The 22,822-nt window shown below is 43.8% G+C and carries 22 protein-coding genes and 1 other RNA gene; 21 read left to right on the top strand and 2 right to left on the bottom strand.

Annotated features, from left to right (window positions below):
- The first annotated feature begins 294 nt into the window (after window positions 1–294).
- The 21 genes from ODU55_RS00865 to ODU55_RS00765 all read left to right on the top strand — a co-directional run bounded on the left by ODU55_RS00865 (window position 295) and on the right by ODU55_RS00765 (window position 20,739).
- Window positions 295–2,418, top strand: coding sequence for a hypothetical protein (locus ODU55_RS00865; RefSeq protein ID WP_398581561.1), 2,124 nt, complete (start codon window positions 295–297; stop codon window positions 2,416–2,418).
- A 225-nt stretch (window positions 2,419–2,643) separates the two neighbouring features.
- Window positions 2,644–4,092, top strand: a complete 1,449-nt coding sequence (locus tag ODU55_RS00860; protein ID WP_398581560.1) for a PTS ascorbate transporter subunit IIC — start codon at window positions 2,644–2,646, stop codon at window positions 4,090–4,092.
- Window positions 4,093–4,244: 152 nt separating this feature from the next.
- Entirely contained in the window at window positions 4,245–4,523 is a 279-nt protein-coding gene (locus tag ODU55_RS00855) for a PTS sugar transporter subunit IIB (protein ID WP_002939872.1), read from the top strand.
- A gap of 54 nt (window positions 4,524–4,577) precedes the next feature.
- Window positions 4,578–5,063 (top strand): PTS sugar transporter subunit IIA, encoded by a 486-nt coding sequence (locus ODU55_RS00850; RefSeq protein WP_222376415.1) that lies wholly within the window; start codon window positions 4,578–4,580, stop codon window positions 5,061–5,063.
- A gap of 118 nt (window positions 5,064–5,181) precedes the next feature.
- On the top strand, window positions 5,182–5,847 hold the full coding sequence (locus tag ODU55_RS00845) for a 3-keto-L-gulonate-6-phosphate decarboxylase UlaD (RefSeq protein ID WP_029187125.1): 666 nt from the start codon (window positions 5,182–5,184) through the stop codon (window positions 5,845–5,847).
- Window positions 5,848–5,852: 5 nt separating this feature from the next.
- Entirely contained in the window at window positions 5,853–6,716 is an 864-nt protein-coding gene (locus tag ODU55_RS00840; RefSeq protein WP_024401059.1) for an L-ribulose-5-phosphate 3-epimerase, read from the top strand.
- Window positions 6,716–7,432: an L-ribulose-5-phosphate 4-epimerase gene (locus tag ODU55_RS00835; protein WP_398581559.1), complete on the top strand. Its 717-nt coding sequence runs from the start codon at window positions 6,716–6,718 to the stop codon at window positions 7,430–7,432. The genes ODU55_RS00840 and ODU55_RS00835 overlap by 1 nt, the downstream gene beginning before the upstream one ends.
- Before the next feature lie 73 nt (window positions 7,433–7,505).
- A complete protein-coding gene (locus tag ODU55_RS00830; RefSeq protein ID WP_398581558.1) occupies window positions 7,506–8,123 on the top strand; it encodes a hypothetical protein in 618 nt (205 codons plus the stop codon).
- A 90-nt stretch (window positions 8,124–8,213) separates the two neighbouring features.
- Window positions 8,214–9,902 carry a transcription antiterminator gene (locus ODU55_RS00825; RefSeq protein ID WP_029179489.1) on the top strand — a complete coding sequence of 563 codons (1,689 nt, stop codon included), beginning with the start codon at window positions 8,214–8,216 and terminating at the stop codon, window positions 9,900–9,902.
- 104 nt (window positions 9,903–10,006) lie between these two features.
- Entirely contained in the window at window positions 10,007–11,098 is a 1,092-nt protein-coding gene (ulaG, locus tag ODU55_RS00820; RefSeq protein WP_002938500.1) for an L-ascorbate 6-phosphate lactonase, read from the top strand.
- A 102-nt stretch (window positions 11,099–11,200) separates the two neighbouring features.
- Window positions 11,201–13,171 (top strand): transketolase, encoded by a 1,971-nt coding sequence (gene tkt, locus ODU55_RS00815; RefSeq protein WP_398581557.1) that lies wholly within the window; start codon window positions 11,201–11,203, stop codon window positions 13,169–13,171.
- Window positions 13,172–13,222: 51 nt separating this feature from the next.
- Window positions 13,223–13,705 carry a tRNA adenosine(34) deaminase TadA gene (gene tadA, locus ODU55_RS00810; protein ID WP_398581556.1) on the top strand — a complete coding sequence of 161 codons (483 nt, stop codon included), beginning with the start codon at window positions 13,223–13,225 and terminating at the stop codon, window positions 13,703–13,705.
- 81 nt (window positions 13,706–13,786) lie between these two features.
- An RNA gene (gene ffs, locus ODU55_RS00805) (signal recognition particle sRNA small type) lies at window positions 13,787–13,876 on the top strand.
- A gap of 203 nt (window positions 13,877–14,079) precedes the next feature.
- The gene (locus ODU55_RS00800; protein WP_398581555.1) at window positions 14,080–14,622 is read left to right on the top strand and encodes a hypothetical protein; all 543 of its coding nucleotides are present in this window, start codon (window positions 14,080–14,082) and stop codon (window positions 14,620–14,622) included.
- 81 nt (window positions 14,623–14,703) lie between these two features.
- Entirely contained in the window at window positions 14,704–16,053 is a 1,350-nt protein-coding gene (locus ODU55_RS00795; RefSeq protein ID WP_248027026.1) for a glucose-6-phosphate isomerase, read from the top strand.
- Between the two features lie 162 nt (window positions 16,054–16,215).
- Window positions 16,216–16,956, top strand: a complete 741-nt coding sequence (locus ODU55_RS00790) for a metallophosphoesterase (protein WP_398581554.1) — start codon at window positions 16,216–16,218, stop codon at window positions 16,954–16,956.
- Between the two features lie 107 nt (window positions 16,957–17,063).
- A complete protein-coding gene (locus ODU55_RS00785; RefSeq protein ID WP_398581553.1) occupies window positions 17,064–17,552 on the top strand; it encodes a hypothetical protein in 489 nt (162 codons plus the stop codon).
- Between the two features lie 106 nt (window positions 17,553–17,658).
- On the top strand, window positions 17,659–18,357 hold the full coding sequence (gene dapD / locus ODU55_RS00780; RefSeq protein ID WP_024376132.1) for a 2,3,4,5-tetrahydropyridine-2,6-dicarboxylate N-acetyltransferase: 699 nt from the start codon (window positions 17,659–17,661) through the stop codon (window positions 18,355–18,357).
- A gap of 9 nt (window positions 18,358–18,366) precedes the next feature.
- Window positions 18,367–19,494: an N-acetyldiaminopimelate deacetylase gene (locus ODU55_RS00775; RefSeq protein WP_398581552.1), complete on the top strand. Its 1,128-nt coding sequence runs from the start codon at window positions 18,367–18,369 to the stop codon at window positions 19,492–19,494.
- A gap of 41 nt (window positions 19,495–19,535) precedes the next feature.
- Window positions 19,536–20,078, top strand: a complete 543-nt coding sequence (locus ODU55_RS00770) for a 5-formyltetrahydrofolate cyclo-ligase (protein ID WP_398581551.1) — start codon at window positions 19,536–19,538, stop codon at window positions 20,076–20,078.
- Complete coding sequence (locus ODU55_RS00765) at window positions 20,062–20,739, top strand: rhomboid family intramembrane serine protease (RefSeq protein WP_398581550.1); 678 nt, start codon at window positions 20,062–20,064, stop codon at window positions 20,737–20,739. The genes ODU55_RS00770 and ODU55_RS00765 overlap by 17 nt, the downstream gene beginning before the upstream one ends.
- 26 nt (window positions 20,740–20,765) lie before the next feature.
- Here ODU55_RS00765 and galU read toward each other — a convergent pair whose 3' ends face one another.
- On the bottom strand, window positions 20,766–21,671 hold the full coding sequence (gene galU, locus ODU55_RS00760) for a UTP--glucose-1-phosphate uridylyltransferase GalU (RefSeq protein WP_398581549.1): 906 nt from the start codon (window positions 21,669–21,671) through the stop codon (window positions 20,766–20,768).
- A gap of 29 nt (window positions 21,672–21,700) precedes the next feature.
- Window positions 21,701–22,717, bottom strand: coding sequence for an NAD(P)H-dependent glycerol-3-phosphate dehydrogenase (locus tag ODU55_RS00755; protein WP_398581548.1), 1,017 nt, complete (start codon window positions 22,715–22,717; stop codon window positions 21,701–21,703).
- Window positions 22,718–22,822: the final 105 nt, after the last annotated feature.

Here is a 22,822-nt window from a genome sequence, read left to right as displayed (position 1 = left end):
TTGAAAAAAATAATTAGAAGGGTTGCCTATTCTACTTTTGGTCTGAATACGTAAAAGATGCTTAGCGTCTGGGAATATAAGGTAGCACAAATAAAAAGATTTCATAGGAATAGAAATACTGATAAACTGGTGTTGTTTTGTAAGAATATGAAAAAATAATGAAAGGTGTGAAAGACCTAGATATTTTTTAAAATTGCACATAATTTCTTGACAGCGTGCACTTTTTTTTTAGTATAATCCTATATTGTGTTCATATAAACACCAAAAAGAATGATCTACCAAGGAGGATGTAGAATGAAAGAACATTGTAAACATGGGCAGCTTGCCAAATGGGCAAAACTAGGTATTGGGTTGGCAGCTTTCACTGTTTTGGGTGGTTTAGTGGTTCCAGAAGGATTAGAAGGCTTGGAACCGATAGTCGTACAGGCAGAGGAGCAAGCTAGTCGGAGTTTGACAGTATATTATCGCCTGAAAACAGGTGAAAATCTTGGTGATGAAGAAAGCTTACAGGAAGTCACCTATCAGTTGAAACCAGGTGAGACTATTGATATTCGTCAGGCCTATCTAGACTATCAATTTGTGAGTTCAGAATCAGGCCAGACGGTCTACCATTACGAGGACCTGAATGCCACCTTTGCAATCCATGATACGGTCACCTATCAGAGAAAGGACTACAAACCACTTTCTGATACCCTGCCAAGCCTAAACTATACTGTCCGCTATGTAGTTGAAACGGACACAGGTCTACAGGATATTGCTACTCCAAAAAATCAGGAATTAAAAGGAGGAGGGATTGAGTTTGTCAGTGGTCCAGAAATAGATGGTTACTATCGGTTAACAACTACTAGCGAGGTTATTCGTTATGAAGATATTCAGTCAGGACAGAAGGAAGTATTACTTTACTACAAGCCCATAGAGGCAGCTTCCTTGACCTATCAGGTGACTCTTGTCCATGCGATAACAGGTCAGATTTTAGAGACTTCCCAAAAGGAGATTCTTGAAGGTCGTAGTCAAGACCTAGCAACTTTCATTCCAGAAGGCTATACTAGTACGAAATCTGGATCTGGTAATCTAACCTATGATGAAGTCAAGGCTGGTAAGACCAGTGTTACCATTCTCTGTGTTCCCTTTGCAGAAGAGGCGATTGGAGTGCCTATTGAGTATAGAACACAAGAGGGTGTACTTGAAGAAGGTTATCTGACTGTTAGTCCAGGAGAGAATCTAGTTGTCAAGGCCAAGGGATTTGCTGGTTATGAACTGGTGCCAGGGACCGCTAGTGAGCGGACGATTCCATATAATTATGCAAAAAATTCCAAGTTGCTCAAAGGAATGATGGTGGATGCTCTGGTGTTCCAATATCAAAAGATTGGGACTGAGGTAAAGCATGATATTAATTTTCCTATCCATAAAATGACAGAGGCAGAATCCAAAGCCTTTTATGAACAGCAGGTTTTGTTGTACGAAACCCTACATAACGCTAGTCAATTGGATAGTAGCTTATATACAGAAGAATCTCAAGAAATATTTGCAGAACTGTTTTCTTATTTAGACTTATATCATAGTAGCTGGACAGATAGTTCAATGAAATTGGAGATTGTCTCAGAGATTGAGAGTCTTGCTCCTCCAATCCATTCATTTAATCTCTTTCGTAAGGATATAAAAAGAATAGAAAACGGTATGGCTGCCCTTGTTTTGAAAGACAAGGGAAATGAGGTGCAGTCGGATTTAAGTTATAAGATTGAATGGTTCTTAGACGGCAAACTCCTTGAAAGTTTTGAGTTTAGCATTCAACCTGGTCAAAGTTATTCAAAAGGAGTGATTGATAAAGGTGGAACCCCTTCATGGCTAGCTTTTGCGGAACCTTCGGGAAATAGCCCACAAGTTTATCATATCTCTTACGATAAGGTAGCAGCAGGAGAAAATTATTACCGCTTTGACCTGGTCAGCCTGGCTAATCAAGGGATAGATGAGGAAATCGGTGAGGCAGTGACTGATCATCAGCCACACTCTACTCCTCTTCCGACAGCTCCACAACCAGAAATAGTAAATAAGCCAGAATTGACTGGCGAAACTGGAACAGATGAAAGTTCAGTCATAACTTCTAATCCAATTAATTCACAAAGCCAACTTCCTGCTGTATCTGAACAGGTCTCACAGCCTTCTGCGGGGGACACTGCGAAACCTTTATCCCCTAAGAACAGTTCATTACCGATAAACAACCTCCCAACTAATCCAGTCTCATCGGATAAGAAAGAAAATAGGCCTGCGTCAGGACAAAGCCAGACTACTAGCCCAGAGAAGAAACTACCAGAAACAGGTACTCGCCAGTCTCCACTTGATTTAGTAGGTCTAGGCTACTTAGGCTTGGCAGGACTTGTTCTAGCTGTTACCGCTCGAAGAAAGAAATTTACAGAATAGTTAGTTTAAAGAGAGGTCAGGAACCTGTGTTTCCTAGCCTCTTTTCCGTTTTCAGAATATAGAAGAAATTGCTTTGGATATTCAGTAGTTGAAAAAGAATAATTAGAAAAGTCGGGAAATAGTCCAAGAGTGAACACAAGCCTGTGTTTTATTTGGTCTTTTTGTTTCCGCTTTCAAGACTTATAATAAGACCATAAAAATCATTTCAAAAAAGGAGAATGAAAAATGGATTTCCTTCAAACCCCATTAAACTGGTTCTCACAGAATATCCTGCAGAATCCAGCCTTCTTCGTAGGTCTTTTAGTATTGGTGGGCTATGCCCTTCTAAAGAAAAAGCCTCATGATGTTTTTGCAGGTTTTGTCAAAGCGACAGTTGGTTACATGATTTTGAACGTGGCTGCTGGTGGCTTGGTAACAACCTTCCGTCCTATCTTGGCAGCCCTGAACTTCAAGTTCCAAATCGATGCCGCGGTTATCGATCCTTACTTTGGATTGGCTGCAGCCAACACAAAAATTGCAGAAGAGTTTCCTGATTTTGTCAGTGCAGCAACAACCGCTCTTTTGATCGGTTTTGGTGTCAATATCCTCTTGGTTGCACTTCGTAAGGTCACAAAAGTACGGACTCTGTTCATCACTGGACACATCATGGTCCAACAAGCAACAACGATTTCCCTTATGTTGCTCTTCTTGATTCCAGCTCTTCGTAGCGATTTTGGAACAGCAGCAATTGGTATTCTTTGTGGTATTTACTGGGCAGTTAGCTCAAACATGACTGTTGAAGCAACCCAACGCTTAACAGGTGGTGGCGGATTTGCGATTGGTCACCAGCAACAATTTGCAATCTGGTTTGTGGATAAGGTTGCACCTAAATTGGGCAAAAAAGAAGACAATCTTGACAACTTGAAGTTGCCAACTTTCTTGAATATCTTCCATGATACAGTTGTTGCATCTGCAACCTTGATGCTGGTCTTCTTCGGAGCAATCCTCTTCGTCTTAGGTCCAGAAATTATGGCTAACCCAGAAGTTATCACATCAGGTACTCCATATAACCCAGCCAAACAAGACTTCTTCATGTATGTTCTACAAACAGCCTTCACCTTCTCAGTTTATCTCTTCATCTTGATGCAAGGTGTACGGATGTTCGTAGCAGAATTGACAAATGCCTTCCAAGGTATCTCTAGCAAGTTGCTCCCAGGTTCCTTCCCTGCGGTAGACGTTGCAGCTTCTTATGGCTTCGGCTCATCTAACGCCGTTCTCTCAGGCTTTGCCTTCGGTTTGGTTGGTCAATTGATTACCATCGTTCTATTGGTTGTCTTCAAGAGTCCAATCCTCATCATCACCGGTTTCGTTCCAGTATTCTTTGATAATGCAGCTATTGCAGTCTATGCTGATAAACGCGGTGGTTGGAAAGCGGCAGCAATCCTATCCTTCGTGTCAGGTGTTCTTCAAGTGGCACTCGGAGCTGTCTGCGTTGGCTTGCTTGAATTGAGCGGTGGTTACCACGGAAACATCGACTTCGAAATCCCATGGTTGCCATTTGGATATGCCTTCAAATACCTTGGTGTTGCTGGTTATGTTCTTGTCTGCCTCTTCTTATTGGCTATTCCGCAACTTCAATTTGCGAAAGCAAAAGATAAGGAAGCTTATTATCGCGGTGAGGCACAAGCAGACTAACACTCTTCGAAAATCAAACGGATACTTGGTCCAACTAGGTTTTCTAGTCTAGAGATGATTCCTAGGTGGTTGAAGGATGAAGTTCACTGGAGAGTTATTTATTAAGTAGTGTAAAACAACAAAATATATTTTATAAAAACAGGAGAAACGATATGGTTAAAGTGTTAACAGCCTGCGGAAATGGTATGGGCTCATCTATGGTCATTAAGATGAAGGTGGAAAATGCTCTTCGTCAACTCGGTGTAACAGATTTCCAATCAGCTTCTTGCTCAGTAGGTGAAGCAAAAGGTTTGGCAGCAGGATACGATATTGTGGTTGCATCCAATCACTTGATTGCTGAGTTGGAAGGTCGCACGAAAGGTCACTTGGTTGGTCTTGACAACCTCATGGACGACAACGAAATCAAGACAAAACTAAGTCAAGTATTGTAATGAATAGGGGACGGGATTTCTTCTCATCCCCTTTCACATAGAGAGGAAGACAATATGAATTTACAAAAATCATTTACGGAAAATAATTCCATTCGCTTGGGTTTGACAGCAGAAACTTGGCAGGAAGCTGTTCACTTGGCAGTTGAGCCTTTGATTGAAAGCGGTGCAGCGACTGAGGAATACTACGATGCTATTATCGCTTCAACCGAAGAATACGGTCCATACTACATCCTTATGCCAGGCATGGCTATGCCTCATGCCCAGGCAGGTGTCGGTGTCTTGAAAGATTCCTTTGCCTTGATTACCTTGACAAAACCAGTAGCCTTCTCAGATGGTAAGGAAGTTTCTGTCCTCTTGACACTTGCAGCGACAGATCCAAAAATCCATACTTCAGTAGCTATCCCTCAAATCATTGCTCTCTTCGAATTGGAAAATTCCATTGAGCGTTTGATTGCTTGCAAAACTCCAGAAGAAGTATTGGCAATGGTTGAAGAGTCTAAAAATAGCCCATACTTAGAAGGCTTAGACTTGGAAAGCTAATCTGACGACAAGAAATTGACATAGACAAAAATGAAAGGAATTGAAGTAGAGTAGCAAGGTCTGACAGTCTGGAGACACTAGACTGTTCAGTCTTCTATTCCTTCTTGGTAATAGTATTATGACAAAACATATCCCAAATTTACAGGTTGCCCTTGACCATTCAGACTTGCAAGGTGCGATTAAAGCTGCTGTCTCCGTTGGTCATGAAGTGGATGTTATTGAAGCAGGTACAGTTTGCTTGCTCCAAGTTGGTAGCGAATTGGTAGAAGTGCTGCGCAGCCTCTTCCCAGACAAAATCATCGTTGCGGATACCAAGTGTGCGGATGCTGGTGGTACGGTTGCTAAAAACAATGCCGTTCGTGGTGCGGACTGGATGACTTGTATCTGTTCTGCAACTATTCCAACTATGGAAGCAGCTTTGAAGGCTATCAAGGAAGTGCGTGGTGACAAGGGCGAAATCCAAATCGAACTTTACGGTGATTGGACTTATGAACAAGCTCAACTCTGGTTGGATGCGGGCATTTCACAAGCTATCTACCACCAATCACGTGACGCCCTCCTTGCTGGCGAAACTTGGGGTGAAAAAGACCTCAATAAAGTGAAAAAATTGGTTGAAATGGGCTTCCGTGTTTCTGTAACAGGTGGTTTGGATGTTGATACGCTTAAATTGTTTGAGGGTGTAGATGTCTTCACCTTTATCGCAGGTCGCGGTATCACAGAAGCAGCAGACCCAGCAGCTGCGGCGCGTGAATTCAAAGACGAAATCCGTCGTATCTGGGGGTAAGACCCATGGCACGACCAATCGGAATATATGAAAAGGCAACACCCAAGCACTTCACATGGAAGGAGCGTTTGGAGTTTGCCAAGGAATTAGGTTTCGACTTTGTGGAAATGTCGGTGGATGAGAGCGATGCACGTTTGGCTCGTTTGGAGTGGACCAAGGAAGAGCGTTTGGAGCTGGTCAAGGCTATCTATGAAACAGGTGTCCGTATTCCGACCATTTGTTTCTCTGGTCACCGTCGCTACCCGCTAGGCTCCAATGATCCTGCTCTTGAAGCTAAGTCCTTGGAAACCATGAAACAGTGTATCGAACTGGCTCAGGACCTTGGTGTTCGTGTCATCCAGTTGGCTGGCTATGACGTCTACTATGAGGAAAAATCGCCTGAAACTAGAGAGCGTTTCATAAAGAATCTCCGTCAGGCTTGCGACTGGGCTGAACAAGCTCAGGTCATGTTGGCTATTGAGATTATGGATGATCCATTTATCAACTCCATTGAAAAATACTTAGCCGTTGAAAAAGAAATCGACTCGCCTTATCTCTTTGTCTATCCAGATACTGGAAACGTATCTGCTTGGCACAATGACATTTACAGCGAATTTTACCTAGGACACCGTTCTATTGCAGCCCTTCACTTGAAAGATACCTATGCGGTAACCGAAAACTCCAAAGGTCAATTCCGTGATGTCCCATTCGGTCAGGGCTGTGTGGACTGGGACAATATGTTTGCAGTCTTGAAAAAGACCAACTACCAAGGTCCATTCTTGATTGAGATGTGGTCAGAAAACTGCGAAACAGTTGAGGAAACACGAGCTGCTATCAAAGAGGCACAAGATTTCCTCTATCCATTGATTGAGAAAGCGGGGTTGAACTAATGCCAAAAGATTTACAGGAAATGCGCCAACGGGTTTATGAAGCTAACATCGCCCTACCTGCCCACGGACTTGTTAAATTCACTTGGGGCAACGTATCAGAAGTCTGTCGAGAACTTGGTCGCATTGTCATCAAGCCTTCTGGTGTGGACTATGAAAAATTGTCCCCAGAAAATATGGTCGTTACGGACTTGGATGGAAATGTGGTAGAAGGTGACCTTAATCCTTCGTCTGATTTGGCGACTCACGTTGCACTCTACAAGGCTTGGCCAAATGTCCATGCCGTTGTCCATACACATTCGACAGAGGCAGTTGGTTGGGCTCAGGCAGGTCGAGATATTCCATTCTATGGAACCACTCATGCGGACTATTTCTACGGTCCAGTACCATGTGCCCGTTCTTTGACGGCTGAGGAAGTGAACTCTGCCTATGAAAAAGAAACAGGTTCAGTCATCATCGAGGAATTTGAGCGCCGTGGCATCGATCCAGTGGCTGTTCCAGGAATTGTTGTTCGCAACCATGGACCTTTTACCTGGGGCAAGGATCCTGCTCAGGCAGTTTACCATAGCGTTGTCCTTGAGGAAGTGGCTCGGATGAACCGCTACACCGAACAAATCAATCCACGGGTGGAGCCAGCACCAAGCTATATCATGGACAAGCACTACCTCCGTAAACATGGTCCAAATGCCTACTACGGCCAAAAGGGTGATGGACACTAAAAAAAACATCAGGGAAAATGGCAGTCTCCCATCAAAGTGAGCACTGCTTTTTCCCTTTTTGGTGAGGAGAACGATGAGAAAATTTTTACAAGACAGTCTGACAGAGATTGCTTACTATCTCGAGTTGATCTTGTCTGCTATTTTAGGTTTGGCTCTTTTAGCCTTATCGGGCCTGTTGCTGACAGACCTCTTCCATTCATTGATAGGAGGGATTCAGGCAGATACCTTTATTCAGAATTTCTTAAGCAAGGCTATGACACTGGCGGTTGGTGTGGAGTTTATCAAGATGCTCTGTAAACAATCGCCCAGCACGGTGATTGAGGTACTCTTGGTTGCTATTGCTCGCCAATTGATTGTGGAACATGGTTCCAGTATGGATTACCTGATTGGTATTGTGTCGGTTGCCATCTTATTTGCGGTGCGAAAATACCTCTTTACTCAGTTTGATGATTCTAATAATATCATCATGCGGGCCAGTCAAAAGGTCAAGGTTGCCAATATTATTGCCCGGGTAAAAATCCCTAGCGAAGGAACAGAAACCTTGCGTGATTTTGTGACTCGTAAGCTGAAAGAAGAAGAAAAAACCATTGCCATTGGTGCCTGTGTCTATCTGAAAAATGTGGCCTTACGAATTGACAATATGCATGGGGATTTGATTACAAGAGTGGAAATTATAAAAAGCGTCTATTGAATGCTGTAGAGAACTTCGTACGATAAGATAACTGGTAATAGGACTCAGAACATGATACAATGGAAACGGTGACATGAAAAGGAGGACCAGATGTTATTAGATAAGAGTAGCTGTGATTTGTTACACTACCTCATTCGCTTGCAGGAGCCAGCGACGGTAATGGAGATATCACGTGAATTGGGACAATCACGGCGTAAGATTTACTATCATCTCGAGAAAATCAATGCTTCCTTGCCGGCTCATCTAGATATGATTGAAAGTCAGCCTAGGATTGGTCTGCTGCTAACGCCAGAGCAGAAAGAAGCCTGTCAGGTTCTCTTGGAAGGTCTGGATTCCTATAGCTATATTCTCAATATGACTGAGCGGATGCAGTTGATGCTGATCTATATCTGCATTGCACAAGAGCGAGTGACCATTGAAAAACTAATGGAGTTGACAGAGGTTTCCCGCAATACCGTCCTGAATGACTTGAATGAAATCAGGGGCAAGCTAGCTCAGGAACAATACCAGATGACCCTGTATGTATCCAAGGTACATGGCTATGATTTGGACTGCCACCCTCTCAATAAGATTCAGTATATGCACTCCTTGCTCTATAATCTCTACGCCGAGGCCAATGAAGGTTTTATACAGGTATTAGAAGGCAAGGTCGGTGATTTTTCAGGTTGTCAGGAGTTCTTCTCGGACCAACTTTCTCAATTTTTGACCAAACAAGTATCGGTCATTGAGCGGGAACTGGGGAAAAAGATTAATCGATCTGAAATCGAGTTTATGTTGAAAATCTTGCCTTATATCTTGCTCAGCTATCGCAATATGGACTTGACGGCTGAGGATAAGGAGGCAATTGCCCGCGAATTTACCTTGGTCTATGAGCGGATTGAGTATACGGTCGCTCATCATTTTCAACAAGCCTTAGAAACTGCTTTTGATATTGAGCTAGATGATATTGAGGTTTCTTTGATAGCGGTCTTGCTCTTGTCTTATAGGAAGGACCGCGATGCCCATGTGACCAGTCAGGATTTTGTAGAACTTAAAAAAGTAGTTGATAAATTTATTCGTTATTTCGAGATTCATTCTTCCTTTGAGCTTGAGAATAAGGAGGAACTTTCTCATCATCTCTTGGCTCACTGTAAAGCTCTGCTATTTCGCAAAACCTACGGGATTTTATCGCGTAATCCCTTGGCAGAACAGATTCGCTACAAGTACGATACGCTTTTTCGGGTGACGAAAACGGCGGGACATATCTTGGAAGAGGCCTGGCAGATTGTGCTGACCGATGAAGATGTGGCCTACCTGACCATTCATTTGGGAGGTGCCCTCCGTCGAAGTGGTAGTCGGAAGGTCAGCAGTCCGACTGTTTATCTGATTTGTGATGAAGGGGTTTCGGTCCAGAGGCTCTTACTCAAGCAATGCCAGCATCATTTGCCGGATAAGACAATCTCTGCTGTCTTTACAACAGAGCAGTTTAAGAGCGTGGAAGACCTCTTGGATATTGATTTTCTGGTGTCGACCAATGAGGCTCTGGAAACAGACTTGCCCTTGATACAGGTGCATCCGATTCTAGATTTTGATGATGTTTTGAAATTGATTCATTTTGCCAAATACCGTACCTTGACGGACAGTCAGAAAGGCTTTGCAATGGAGCTAGACAAGCTTCTGGGAAATTATGTTTCCGACGAGAAACAGGCGATAGAACTAAAACAACGCTTGCAAGGCTTGATTGCCAATGAATTGCTGACCAGTCTGTCGGGGCAGGAAATCGAAACAGACTTATATTAAAGTCCAAGTGTGAACACAAACCTGTGTTTTATTTGGTCTTTTTTTTGTTGCCTTTGGAGCATATACTAGAAGCATAGAAACGTACCTTATAGGAGGAATGGAAAATGGCTAAAGTTCAAGATATTACAAGAGAATCATGGATTCTTTCAACCTTCCCAGAATGGGGAACTTGGCTCAATGAAGAAATTGAAGAAGAAGTAGTGCCAGAAGGCAACTTTGCTATGTGGTGGCTTGGGAACTGCGGTGTCTGGATTAAAACACCAGGTGGTGCGAACGTTGTCATGGACCTCTGGTCATCACGTGGAAAATCCACTAAAAAAGTGAAAGATATGGTTTGGGGTCACCAAATGGCGAACATGGCAGGCGTACGCAAATTGCAGCCAAACTTGCGTGTACAACCAATGGTTATCGATCCATTCGCTATCAATGAATTGGACTACTACCTTGTATCGCACGTCCACAGTGATCACATGGACATCAGCACAGCCGCAGCCATCATCAACAATCCAAAATTGGACCATGTCAAATTTGTCGGTCCAGTTGAAAGTGGCGACATTTGGGAAAAATGGGGTGTTCCAGCTGACCGCATCATCCGTATCGCACCAGGAGACAGCTTTGAATTCAAAGACATCAAGGTTCACGCTGTAGAATCCTTCGACCGTACCTGCTTGGTGACACTTCCCATCGAAGGTTATGACGAAAATGGTGGTAAATTAGCAGGACTTCCTGTGACAGATGAACTCATGGCTCGCAAGGCAGTCAACTATGTCTTTGAAACACCTGGCGGAACCATCTACCACGGTGCAGACTCCCACTTCTCAAACTACTTTGCAAAACACGGTCGCGACTTCAACATCGACGTTGCTATCAACAACTACGGTGACAACCCAATCGGTATCCAAGACAAGATGACCTCAATCGACCTTCTCCGTATGGCAGAAAACTTGCGTGCTAAGGTAATCATCCCTGTTCACTATGACATCTGGTCTAACTTCATGGCGTCAACAGATGAAATCTTGCAGCTCTGGAAAATGCGTAAGGAACGCTTGCAATATGATTTCCACCCATTCATCTGGGAAGTTGGTGGCAAGTATACTTATCCGATGGACAAGGACCGTATTGAATATCACCACCCACGTGGCTTTGATGATTGCTTCTTAGAAGACTCAAATATTCAATTTAAGGCTTTGTTATAAGAGCTCACTCCAAGGGCGGGACGTAAGTCCTGCCTTTTGAAAATGACAAGCGAAAACGCTTTATGGTATAATAGAACTATGACTTTATTAAAGGAGAATAAAATGTCACAACTTTCAGTAAATGCAATTCGTTTCCTTGGTATTGACGCCATCGAAAAATCAAAATCAGGTCACCCAGGTGTCGTCATGGGTGCGGCTCCAATGGCCTACAGCCTTTTTACTAAAGAACTTCGTATCAACCCAGCTCAGCCAAACTGGGTGAACCGCGACCGCTTTATCTTGTCAGCAGGACACGGTTCTATGTTGCTTTACGGACTGCTCCACCTTTCAGGCTTTGAAGATGTGAGCATGGACGAAATCAAGAACTTCCGTCAATGGGGTTCAAAAACACCAGGTCACCCAGAATTTGGTCACACAGCAGGTGTAGATGCAACAACAGGCCCTCTTGGACAAGGTATCTCAACTGCGACAGGTTTTGCGCAAGCAGAGCGTTTCCTTGCAGCTAAATACAACCGTGATGGTTTCCCAATCTTTGACCACTATACTTACGTAATCTGTGGTGATGGCGACTTGATGGAAGGTGTTTCTGCAGAAGCGGCTTCTTACGCAGGTCTTCAAAAATTAGAAAAACTGATCGTTCTCTACGACTCAAATGACATCAACTTGGATGGCGAAACAAAAGACTCCTTCACAGAAGATGTACGTGCCCGTTACAATGCTTATGGCTGGCATACAGACCTCGTAACAGACGGTACAGATGTAGATGCCATCTTTGCTGCTATTGAAAAGGCAAAAGTAGCTGGTAAGCCATCTCTTATCGAGATTAAGACAGTTATCGGACATGGTTCACCAAACAAACAAGGCACAAACGCTGTTCACGGTGCGCCACTTGGTGCGGAAGAAGCAGAAGCAACTCGTAAGGCGCTTGACTGGAACTATGGTCCATTTGAAATTCCAGCAGAAGTCTATGCTGACTTCAAGGAAAATGTAGCAGACCGTGGTGCAGCAGCCTACGATGCCTGGGTGAAATTGGTAGAAGACTACAAGACAGCTCATCCAGAATTAGCTGCAGAAGTAACAGCTATCTTGGAAGGTCGCGATGTAGTAGAAGTGAAACCAGAAGACTTCCCAGTATATGAAAATGGTTTCTCACAAGCAACTCGTAACTCCTCACAAGATGCCCTCAACGCAGCGGCTAAGGTCTTGCCAACCTTCCTCGGTGGTTCAGCAGACTTGGCACACTCAAACATGACCTACATCAAGGAAGATGGTCTGCAAGATTCAGTAAATCCACTCAACCGCAACATCCAGTTTGGTGTTCGTGAATTTGCTATGGGAACTATCTTGAATGGTATGGCAGCCCACGGTGGACTTCGTGTTTATGGTGGTACCTTCTTCGTCTTCTCAGACTATGTGAAAGCAGCAGTTCGTTTGTCAGCTCTTCAAGGACTTCCAGTGACTTATGTCTTCACTCATGACTCAATCGCAGTCGGTGAAGATGGTCCAACTCACGAGCCGATTGAGCACTTGGCAGGACTTCGTGCTATGCCAAACCTCAATGTCTTCCGTCCAGCAGATGCGCGTGAAACACAGGCGGCTTGGTACCTATCATTGACTAGCAAGTCAACTCCATCAGCTCTTGTCCTAACTCGTCAAAACTTGACAGTTGAAGAAGGTACTGACTTTGACAAGGTTGCCAAAGGTGCCTATGTGGTTTACGAAACAGAAGGCTTTGATACGATTCTTCTAGCATCTGGTTCAGAGGTTAACTTGGCTGTTAAAGCTGCCAAAGAACTAGAAGCTGCTGGTACAAAAGTGCGTGTGGTTTCTGTACCATCAACTGAGCTATTTGATGCCCAAGATGCAGCTTATAAGGAAGAAATCCTTCCAAATGCTATCCGTCGTCGTTTGGCAATCGAAATGGGTGCAACTCAAAGCTGGTACAAGTATGTCGGCTTGGATGGTAAAGTTCTCGGTATCGACACATTCGGTGCCTCAGCTCCAGCCCAAACAGTTATTGACAACTACGGCTTCACAGTAGAAAATGTTGTGAAATTGGTTGGCGAATTGTAATAAACAGTGTAGAGACAGCCTTTCGGGGCTGTTTTCTGTTATAATAATTTTATGAACTATACCTTAGAAGAAAAAGAATACTTTATGAGTCAAGCCTTGGCAGAGGCTGAAAAATCGCTGGAAAAGGATGAAATTCCTATCGGTTGTGTCATCGTTAAGGATGGACAGATTATTGGTCGTGGGCACAATGCGCGTGAGGAACTTAACCAGGCCATCATGCATGCTGAGGTCATGGCCATCCAAGAAGCCAATCGAATCGAAGGTAATTGGCGACTGCTGGATACGACTCTCTTTGTCACAATAGAACCCTGTGTCATGTGTAGTGGTGCTATCGGCTTGGCCCGTATTCCCCAGGTGGTCTACGGAGCTGCCAATCAGAAGTTTGGGGCTGCAGGCAGCCTCTATGATATTTTGACAGATCAGCGGCTCAATCACCGTGTGGAGGTCGAAACGGGGGTCTTGGAAGAGGCTTGTGCTCAGATTATGCAAGATTTTTTCAGACAGAGGCGAGAAAAGCAAAAATCTGAGAAATAAGCTTTGAAGGCGCAAGAGGAAGCCGCTTCGGATAGCTAGTTTGTACTCCAAACTTGCACTTTCATCAATTTGTGTTATAATAATAAACGGAGCAACATTCGTGCGTGAAGCGGGTCAGGGGAGGAATCCAGCAGCCCTAAGCGAAGTCGGGTGTGTGCTCTTTTTGCGTACAGTCTAAAAACCCTTTGAAATCAAGCTTTCAGAGGGTTTTCTTTGGCTTATTTTTAGAAATAGGGTAGTAGCCTATCTCAGTCTAGGGACTGATTTTGTTGGTTTTCTATTGATTTATAGGTAAAAAGTAGTAAAATAGATTTCCTCTTAAGAAAACTTTTTGTTAGCTCTGCTATTCTACTGAAGAAAAAGGAGGAAGGCCTATGTTTATATTTGCTTTTCCAGGTATGGGTAAAACGACACTTGCCAAGCAATCTTCACAAATAGTCGACTTAGAAATGTCGGATATAAAATATGATAATTCTAGTGTTCGTCATTTAAATAAAGAAGAAAGAAAATCAACTCCACGTCCGATTAAAGATAAGAATTATAAAAAGATCTATATAGATAAAGCTTACACTTTGCACGAGGAAGGCAAGACTGTCCTTGTCGCCATGAATTTTTTACTGAGAATGCTGCTTGCCATGCTTGTGCGCGGTGCTGTCCCATTTCATATCTACATTCCGCACCCATCTTTAAAAGAAGAATACAGACAACGTTATATTCAACGAGGTAATAATAGTAAGTTTATTTTTGAAGTCATGACGATCTGGTATATTACCCTGGTGCCATTGTACTTATTATCAAAAATCTTGCCAAATCTGATAACAGTGACGGGTTCAGGTCAGGTCTTAGCAGACTTTGAAATTCCTCGGAATTTCACTATTTTTGCAAAAAATAAACAAGTTCCGCAAACCATTTCATGAAAATAAATGAAAATTGATAAATCCCTTGAAAAAAACATGATAAAGCGTTATCATATTATGGTACATAAATGGAGGAATGACATGACACATATTACATTTGACTATTCAAAAGTCTTGGGCCAATTCGTTGGAGCTCAAGAAGTAGACTACATGCAACCACAAGTTACCCTAGCTGACCAAATGCTCCGTCAAGGAACAGGTCCTGGTAGCGACTTTATCGGCTGGTTGGATTTGCCAGAAAACTACGACAAAGAAGAATTTGCTCGTATCAAGGAAGCTGCAGCTAAGATCCAAAATGAAAGTGAAGTTTTGGTAGTTATCGGTATCGGTGGTTCTTACCTCGGTGCTAAAGCAGCTATTGATTTCTTGAGCAATGCCTTTGTAAACTTGCAAACACGTGAAGAGCGTAAAGCTCCACAAATCCTTTACGCTGGAAACTCTATCTCATCAAGCTACCTTGCTGACTTGGTGGACTATGTGGCAGATAAGGATTTCTCAGTTAACGTGATTTCTAAATCAGGTACAACAACTGAGCCTGCCATTGCTTTCCGCGTCTTCAAAGAATTGCTTGTGAAGAAATACGGTCAAGAAGAAGCTAACAAGCGTATCTATGCTACAACTGACAAGGCAAAAGGTGCTGTTAAGGTTGAAGCGGATGCAAATGGTTGGGAAACCTTTGTTGTTCCAGATGATGTTGGTGGCCGTTTCTCAGTCTTGACTGCAGTTGGTCTTTTGCCAATCGCGGCAGCTGGTGCAGACATTGATGCCCTTATGGAAGGTGCAAATGCTGCTCGCAAGACCTACACATCAGATAAAATTGCTGAAAACCAAGCATACCAATATGCAGCTGTTCGCAACATCCTTTACAGAAAAGGTTATGTAACAGAAATTTTGGCAAACTATGAGCCATCACTGCAATACTTCAGCGAGTGGTGGAAACAATTGGCGGGTGAGTCAGAAGGTAAGGACCAAAAAGGTATCAACCCAACATCTGCTAACTTCTCAACAGACTTGCACTCTCTTGGACAATTTATCCAAGAAGGAAACCGCAACATCTTTGAGACAGTGGTGCGTGTTGACAAACCAAGAAAAAATATCTTGATTCCTGAAATGGCAGAAGACCTTGACGGTCTTGGCTACTTGCAAGGTAAGGACGTTGACTTTGTAAACAAAAAAGCAACGGACGGCGTACTTCTTGCCCACACAGACGGTGGTGTACCAAACATGTTTGTGACCCTTCCACAACAAGATGAGTTCACACTTGGTTACACCTTCTACTTCTTCGAGTTGGCGATTGCTATCTCTGGTTACCTCAATGCGATCAACCCATTTGACCAACCAGGTGTAGAAGCCTACAAGAAAAATATGTTCGCTCTTCTTGGCAAGCCAGGATTTGAAGAACTTGGTGCAGAATTGAACGCACGTTTGTAAGAAAACCAAACTTTAATCCCGCCTATCAGAGTTCGTGTTTCATACTCCCAATCTGGCCTAATCAACTTGTGCGGGGGTGTGAGAACGAACTCTTTTCTATGTCTTGAGTTCTATCACACTCCCAGTTTTTCTTTCCTTTGGAAATATGGTAGAATAGACACTATGAAAAGAGAGTTTTTTGTAGTAGGAGATGTTCATGGTAAATTTGAACTCCTACTCGATATGTTAAAGAAATGGAATGAAGAGCGGCAACAACTGATTTTTCTTGGTGATTTGATTGACCGTGGAGAAAATTCAAAGGCCTGTCTAGAGTTGGTGCGACAGTTGGTCCGTGAAAAAGGTGCTATCTGTTTGACTGGTAATCATGAACGGATGTTTCTAGCTTGGTTACGCGATCCTGTTGATCGCTACGACCACTATCGGAGAAACGGTGGAGATACGACCATCAATTCCCTACTGGGGCGTCCTTTGGATGCACCGGTAGATGGTCTGGTGGATGCCAATGCAGTGATGGAACAATATGAGGACCTGATTGATTTTGTCAAATCTTGCCCCTATCACATGGAGACCGAGCACTATATTTTCGTCCATGCAGGAATTGATTTGACCTTACCAGATTGGCGTGAAACCAATAATCATGATAAGGTTTGGTTACGCACCCCTTTCCATGAGGCTGAAAATACCACAGGGAAAATGATTGTCTTTGGACACACCCCTGTTTACAATCTCTATCAGACCAAGATCCGCATCAGCCAAATCTGGACTAGTCCAGATGGGAAAATGGGAATTGACGGCGGAGCTGTTTACGGCGGAGTTCTACACGGGATTGTGCTAGATGATACAGGTCTGGTGCAGGACTACATCGTCGGAGCTGTCAATCCGAGAAAAGAAATTGAAGATTAGATAATGCTTGAAAATTAGGAGGTCAAACTTCTAATTTTTTTTAATTTTATACTTGACAACGCATATATATATATAATGGTAGTGTAAACAATTTCTTGGAGGATTTTATGAAAAAACTTACTTTCCTAACTTTGACTGCACTGTCAGTGTTTGCACTTGCTGCGTGTTCTACTACTGAACCAAGTAAAAAGGAAGCTACGGATACTTCTAGCGGTGTTACCCAGTCTAGTTCAGAACAAGCAACTAGTACAAGCGACACTGCTTCAGCGACAGATTTTGTCCCAACGGATTCTACTGATGCGACCATTGAAAGTATTGAAACATACAATGATTATTTGGAAATGTACGAGTTTATTGTCAATGAATACGTGACTAACTATGAAAATATGGTCAGTCAACACGGACTAGGTGATGATGCGACTTATCAAGCGATGAGAGATAGTGTTACACAGTCAGTAGATGAGCAGAAAGCACAATATGGCCTGTTCGGTAATGCACCAATTGTTGGAAAAGATGGGATCGTTCAGTTCCTAAAAGAATACCGAGATAGCTTGCAGCAACAAATCAATGATATGTCTGCAGCCCTAGGTGGTTAAGAAGGATAAGGCAGAAATAGTCAGTACTATTTCTGTTTTTCTTTGCTAGAAAAATCTGAAAATTCTGTTATAATAAGTAAATACCAAAGAAAATGGAGAAAATATTATGACTGCACAAAAAATGACTGCACAAGAAATCATTGCTTTTATCGGTAATGCTGTGAAAAAAACTACTGTTAAAGTGACCTTTGAGGGAGAATTGGCTGGGCCTGTTCCTGCTGAGGTGACAAAACTTGGCAATGTCCTCTTCGGTGACTGGAAGGATGTCGAGCCACTTTTGGCAAACCTGACTGAGAACGTGGATTATGTGGTGGAGCAAGACGGCCGCAATTCGGCTGTGCCTTTGCTGGACAAGCGTAATATCAATGCCCGTATCGAGCCAGGTGCCATTATCCGTGACCAAGTGACCATTGGCGATAATGCCGTTATCATGATGGGAGCGGTGATTAACATCGGTGCGGAAATCGGTCCAGGTACCATGATTGACATGGGAGCGATTTTGGGCGGACGGGCGACCGTTGGTAAAAACAGCCACATCGGTGCAGGTGCGGTCCTTGCAGGTGTTATCGAGCCAGCTTCTGCCGAGCCAGTTCGTGTCGGTGACAACGTTTTGGTCGGTGCTAATGCCGTTGTCATCGAAGGTGTACAAATCGGTAGCGGTTCTGTTGTGGCCGCAGGTGCTATTGTGACCCAAGATGTCCCTGAAAATGTAGTGGTGGCAGGTGTACCAGCCCGCATCATCAAGGAAATCGACGCTCAAACCCAACAAAAAACAGCCTTGGAAGAGGCTTTGCGGACACTCTAAGAGGTAGCTATGCTAGATTTAATTGCGACACGCCGGACCCTCCACCAAATTCCAGAGCTGGGCCTGGAGGAGTTCAAGACCCACGCCTTTCTTATGGAAACTATTGAAGGTTTACTTCAAGAATGTACTTTTGCCCAAGTCCGCACTTGGAAGACTGGGATTTTAGTCTATCTGACAGGCTCTGCTCCAGAGAAAACGATTGGCTGGCGGGCGGATATTGACGGTCTGCCGATCGTGGAGGAGACGGACCTGGATTTCAAGTCCCTCCACCAAGACAGGATGCACGCCTGTGGACATGATTTCCACATGACCATTGCCCTGGGGCTTTTGGAGAAAATGGCAGAGCAGCAACCAAAAAATAATCTTCTCTTCTTGTTTCAGCCTGCGGAGGAAAATCTAGCAGGTGGCATGCTCATGTATGAAGCGGGAGCATTTGGGGATTGGTTGCCAGATGAATTTTATGGGCTCCATGTCCGACCAGACCTCAAAGTCGGTCAACTGGCAACTAACCGTGCGACCCTCTTTGCTGGGACCTGTGAAGTCAAGATACGGTTTACAGGAAAAGGTGGTCACGCAGCATTTCCCCATACCGCCAATGACGCCTTGGTGGCAGCAAGCTACTTTGTGACCCAGGTGCAGTCGGTGGTCAGCCGTAACGTTGATCCGATTGAGGGAGCGGTGGTCACCTTCGGCTCCATGCACGCGGGCACGACCAATAATGTCATTGCGGAAACGGCCTTCTTGCATGGCACCATTCGGGCTTTGACCCAGAGTATGAGTCTTCTGGTGCAAAAACGGGTGCGGGAAGTGGCAGAGGGAATCGCCCTGTCCTTTGGAGTGGACTTGGAAATTGAGCTCAATCCTAGCGGTTATCTGCCTGTGGAGAACAATCCCCAGCTGGCGGATGAACTGATGACCTACTTTGATGGTGTTGACGGAGTGGAGATGATTGACTGCCCACCTGCCATGACGGGTGAGGACTTCGGCTACCTGCTCAACAAGGTGCCGGGTGTTATGTTCTGGCTGGGTGTGGATACGCCTTATCCCCTTCACAATCCACGTCTCAGCCCCAAAGAGGAAGTGCTTCCCTTTGCTGTGGATAAGTTGAGCGATTTTTTGAAAACGAAAGCAAACTAGACTGGAATTCCCAGTCTTTTTCTAAAAGAAAAGGAGCCTCTGTGGATAAGAAAAGTATTCGGCAAGATGTCTTGCAGAACTTGAAAGACCTGACTAGTAGCCAGCGAGCCAGATGGAGTCAGCAGCTAACAGAAAGGCTCCTTTCATCTGACACCTATAGGTGCTCAAAGTCGCTTGGAACCTACCTTTCCATGCCCCATGAGTTTGACACTTCTTACCTGATTGAACAGGCTCAAAAGGATGGCAAGCAGATTTTCATCCCTAAGACCTATTCACAAGGGCGTATGGATTTTGTAGAATATAATCCTGATGATTTGGTGAAATCCAGGTTTGGAGTTTGGGAACCTGGTACTTATTCACAACCTGTGGATAAGTCTGTGGTTAAGTTGATTCATGTCCCTGGTTTAGCTTGGAATCAAGCGGGTTTTCGAGTGGGCTATGGAGGCGGTTTTTATGATCGCTACCTAACAGATTATCAGGGGAACACGGTATCGACCTTGGCAGACTTTCAAGTCTATGATTTCGAACCAGATGTATTTGATATTCCAGTAAAGGAGTTGTTGATTTTTGAAGAACTTTTTTGATAAGCGCTATCCTGTGACCAATGGCTTGTTGGCTGTCACGGCATTTGTGTTTCTATTGATACAAGTATTTCGCTTTGGGCAGACCACTACAGCCTATACGATTTTTGAATTCGGTGGTATGTATGGTGAAGTGGTGCGGTATGATCCGACTCAGTTGTGGCGCTTGATTTCTCCTATCTTTGTCCACATTGGTTGGGAACATTTTATCTTTAACAGCATTACCTTACTTGGTTTGGGTTATCAACTAGAAGGACTGTTTGGACCTCGGCGCTTCTTTCTTCTCTATCTTTTGTCTGGGATAATGGGCAATCTTTTTGTTCTCTTTTTTACACCAGATGTAGTTGGTGCAGGTGCATCGACCTCTCTGTTTGGTCTTTTTGCAGCTATGGCACTGTTGAGGAAATTTAGTCGTAGCCCTTATCTACAGGTTCTCGGTCAACGTTATATGGTCCTTTTGGGATTGAACTTGGTCTTGGGATTTTTTAATCCAACCATTAGTATGGCAGGACATATTGGAGGCGCTATTGGAGGTTGTTTGGTTGTGATTTTCCTTCCACCTCTTGTGGAAAAGGATCTCTTTACAGGAAAACAGATTTTTTTCAGTTTCATTGGATATTTGGGCTTGATTGTTTTTCTACTAGGGGTATTCTATTTGATATAAGAAAAAAACTAGCGATTGCTAGTTTTTTATTGTTCTTCTTCAGCTTGGAATTGTTTAGCAAGATCGATGATGTAGTCTTTGACATCATCTTTGACCTGTGGGTGGGTCAATGCGTAGTCAATCGAAGTTTTCATGAAGCCAAATTTATCTCCGACATCATACCGTTTGCCGGTAAATTCACGAGCAAATACGCGCTGTGTCTTGTTGAGGGTATCAATGGCATCTGTCAACTGGATTTCATTGCCGGCACCTGGTTCTTGATTTTCCAAGATATTAAAGATTTCAGGTGTCAAAAGGTAGCGACCAATGATGGCCAGATCAGAAGGTGCATCTTCTGGTTTTGGTTTTTCCACAAAGGTTTCAACGCTGTAAAGACCATTGACTCCTTCGCCATGAGGTGCGATGACACCATATGATGAAACTTCTTCATGTGGCACAGGCATCACTGCGATGGTAGAAGCATGCGTTGCCCCATAGTCTTCAATCAGCTGTTTGGTGATTGGCTTAACAGACTCATCGGTGATATCCATGAGGTCATCACCTAGCATCACGACAAAAGGTTCATTTCCAACAAAGGCTTTGGCTTGCAAGACGGCATCTCCCAATCCTTTTGGATAGCTTTGGCGGATGAAGTGAAGTCGGATAGCAGTTGCATCATCCACCAATTTCAAGAGGTCATTCTTGCCTTTTTCTTTTAGGTTGTATTCCAATTCGAAGTTTGAATCGAAATGGTCTTCAATGGAACGTTTTGATTTATTGGTTACAACTAAGATATCTTCAATGCCAGAACGAAGGGCTTCTTCAAAGATGAATTGGAGGGTTGGCTTGTCAACGATTGGCAACATCTCTTTGGCAAGAGCCTTAGTTGCTGGAAGGAAGCGTGTTCCCAAACCTGCTGCAGGGATAACGGCTTTTCTAACTTTTTTTGTCATAATCTAATCTCCTCTTTTTTAAATTTTACTTATGACCATTCGTTTTCTTGACGGAATTCGCCAGACATGATTTCTTGGATGGCATCCTGGATGCTTGCCCCTTGGTAAATCACGCTGTAGATGGCTTGAGTGATAGGCATGTAAACATTCAATTCTTGTGCCAGTTCATAGGCCGCTTTGGTGGTAGAAATACCCTCAATGACCATTCCCATATTGGCTTCGATATCTTCGAGTTTCTCTCCCTTGCCAAGCAAATCGCCGGCCCGCCAGTTCCGTGAGTGAACGGATGTACCTGTAACAATCAAGTCGCCGACGCCAGATAGACCGCTGTAAGTCAAGGGATTGGCCCCCATGGCTACACCGAGTCGGGTAATTTCTGTCAATCCACGAGCAATGATAGCTGCCTTGGCATTGTCGCCAAATCCGAGTCCGTGAAGGGCACCTGCACCAACTGCGATGATGTTTTTCAAAGCACCTGCTGTTTCTACACCGATGACATCATTATTTGTATAAAGTCGGAAGTAGTGGTTGCTGAAAAGATTTTGGACGTAGCTGGCTGTTTCCAAGTCTTTTGAAGCTGCAGAAATCAAGGTCAAATCACGGACGATAGTCTCTTCTGCATGACTTGGCCCTGAAACCACGACGATTTCAGAACGGAGTTCAGCAGGAATTTCTTCCTCCAGTACCTCAGACAAGCGCTTGTGACTATCAGGCTCTAAGCCTTTTGAAGCGTGCATGACAACGACCTTGTGCTTAAGAGCTTGTGCAACTTGTTTGGCAACTAATCGAGTAACCTTGGTTGGCACAACGAAAAGAACCGCGTCAACACCGTCCAAGGCTTCAGTCAAATCCTTATATCCTTTGATGTTTTCATCTAGGATAACATCCTTGAAATAGCGCTTATTTGTATGTTCTTTATTGATTTCGTCGATTTGTTCGGGGACATTGCCCCAAATACGGACAGTATGACCGTTATCGTTGAGAACTTGAGCCAATGCAGTTCCCCATGAGCCAGGTCCCAAGATAGCAATAGTTTGTTTGGTCATAGAAAATCCTTTCTAGTTGATTTGCTTTGCTTACATTATACCATAATCTATAGATAAAATCTTGCAAGTCATGTCAAATATTGCTGTAAGGAAGAGAAATGTTGG

It is taken from the genome of Streptococcus sp. 2022WUSS037, assembly GCF_044427225.1.
Classification (GTDB): Bacteria; Bacillota; Bacilli; order Lactobacillales; family Streptococcaceae; genus Streptococcus.
The sequence above is the reverse complement of the archived record's forward strand: the minus strand, read 5'-3'. Positions and strand labels throughout refer to the sequence as shown.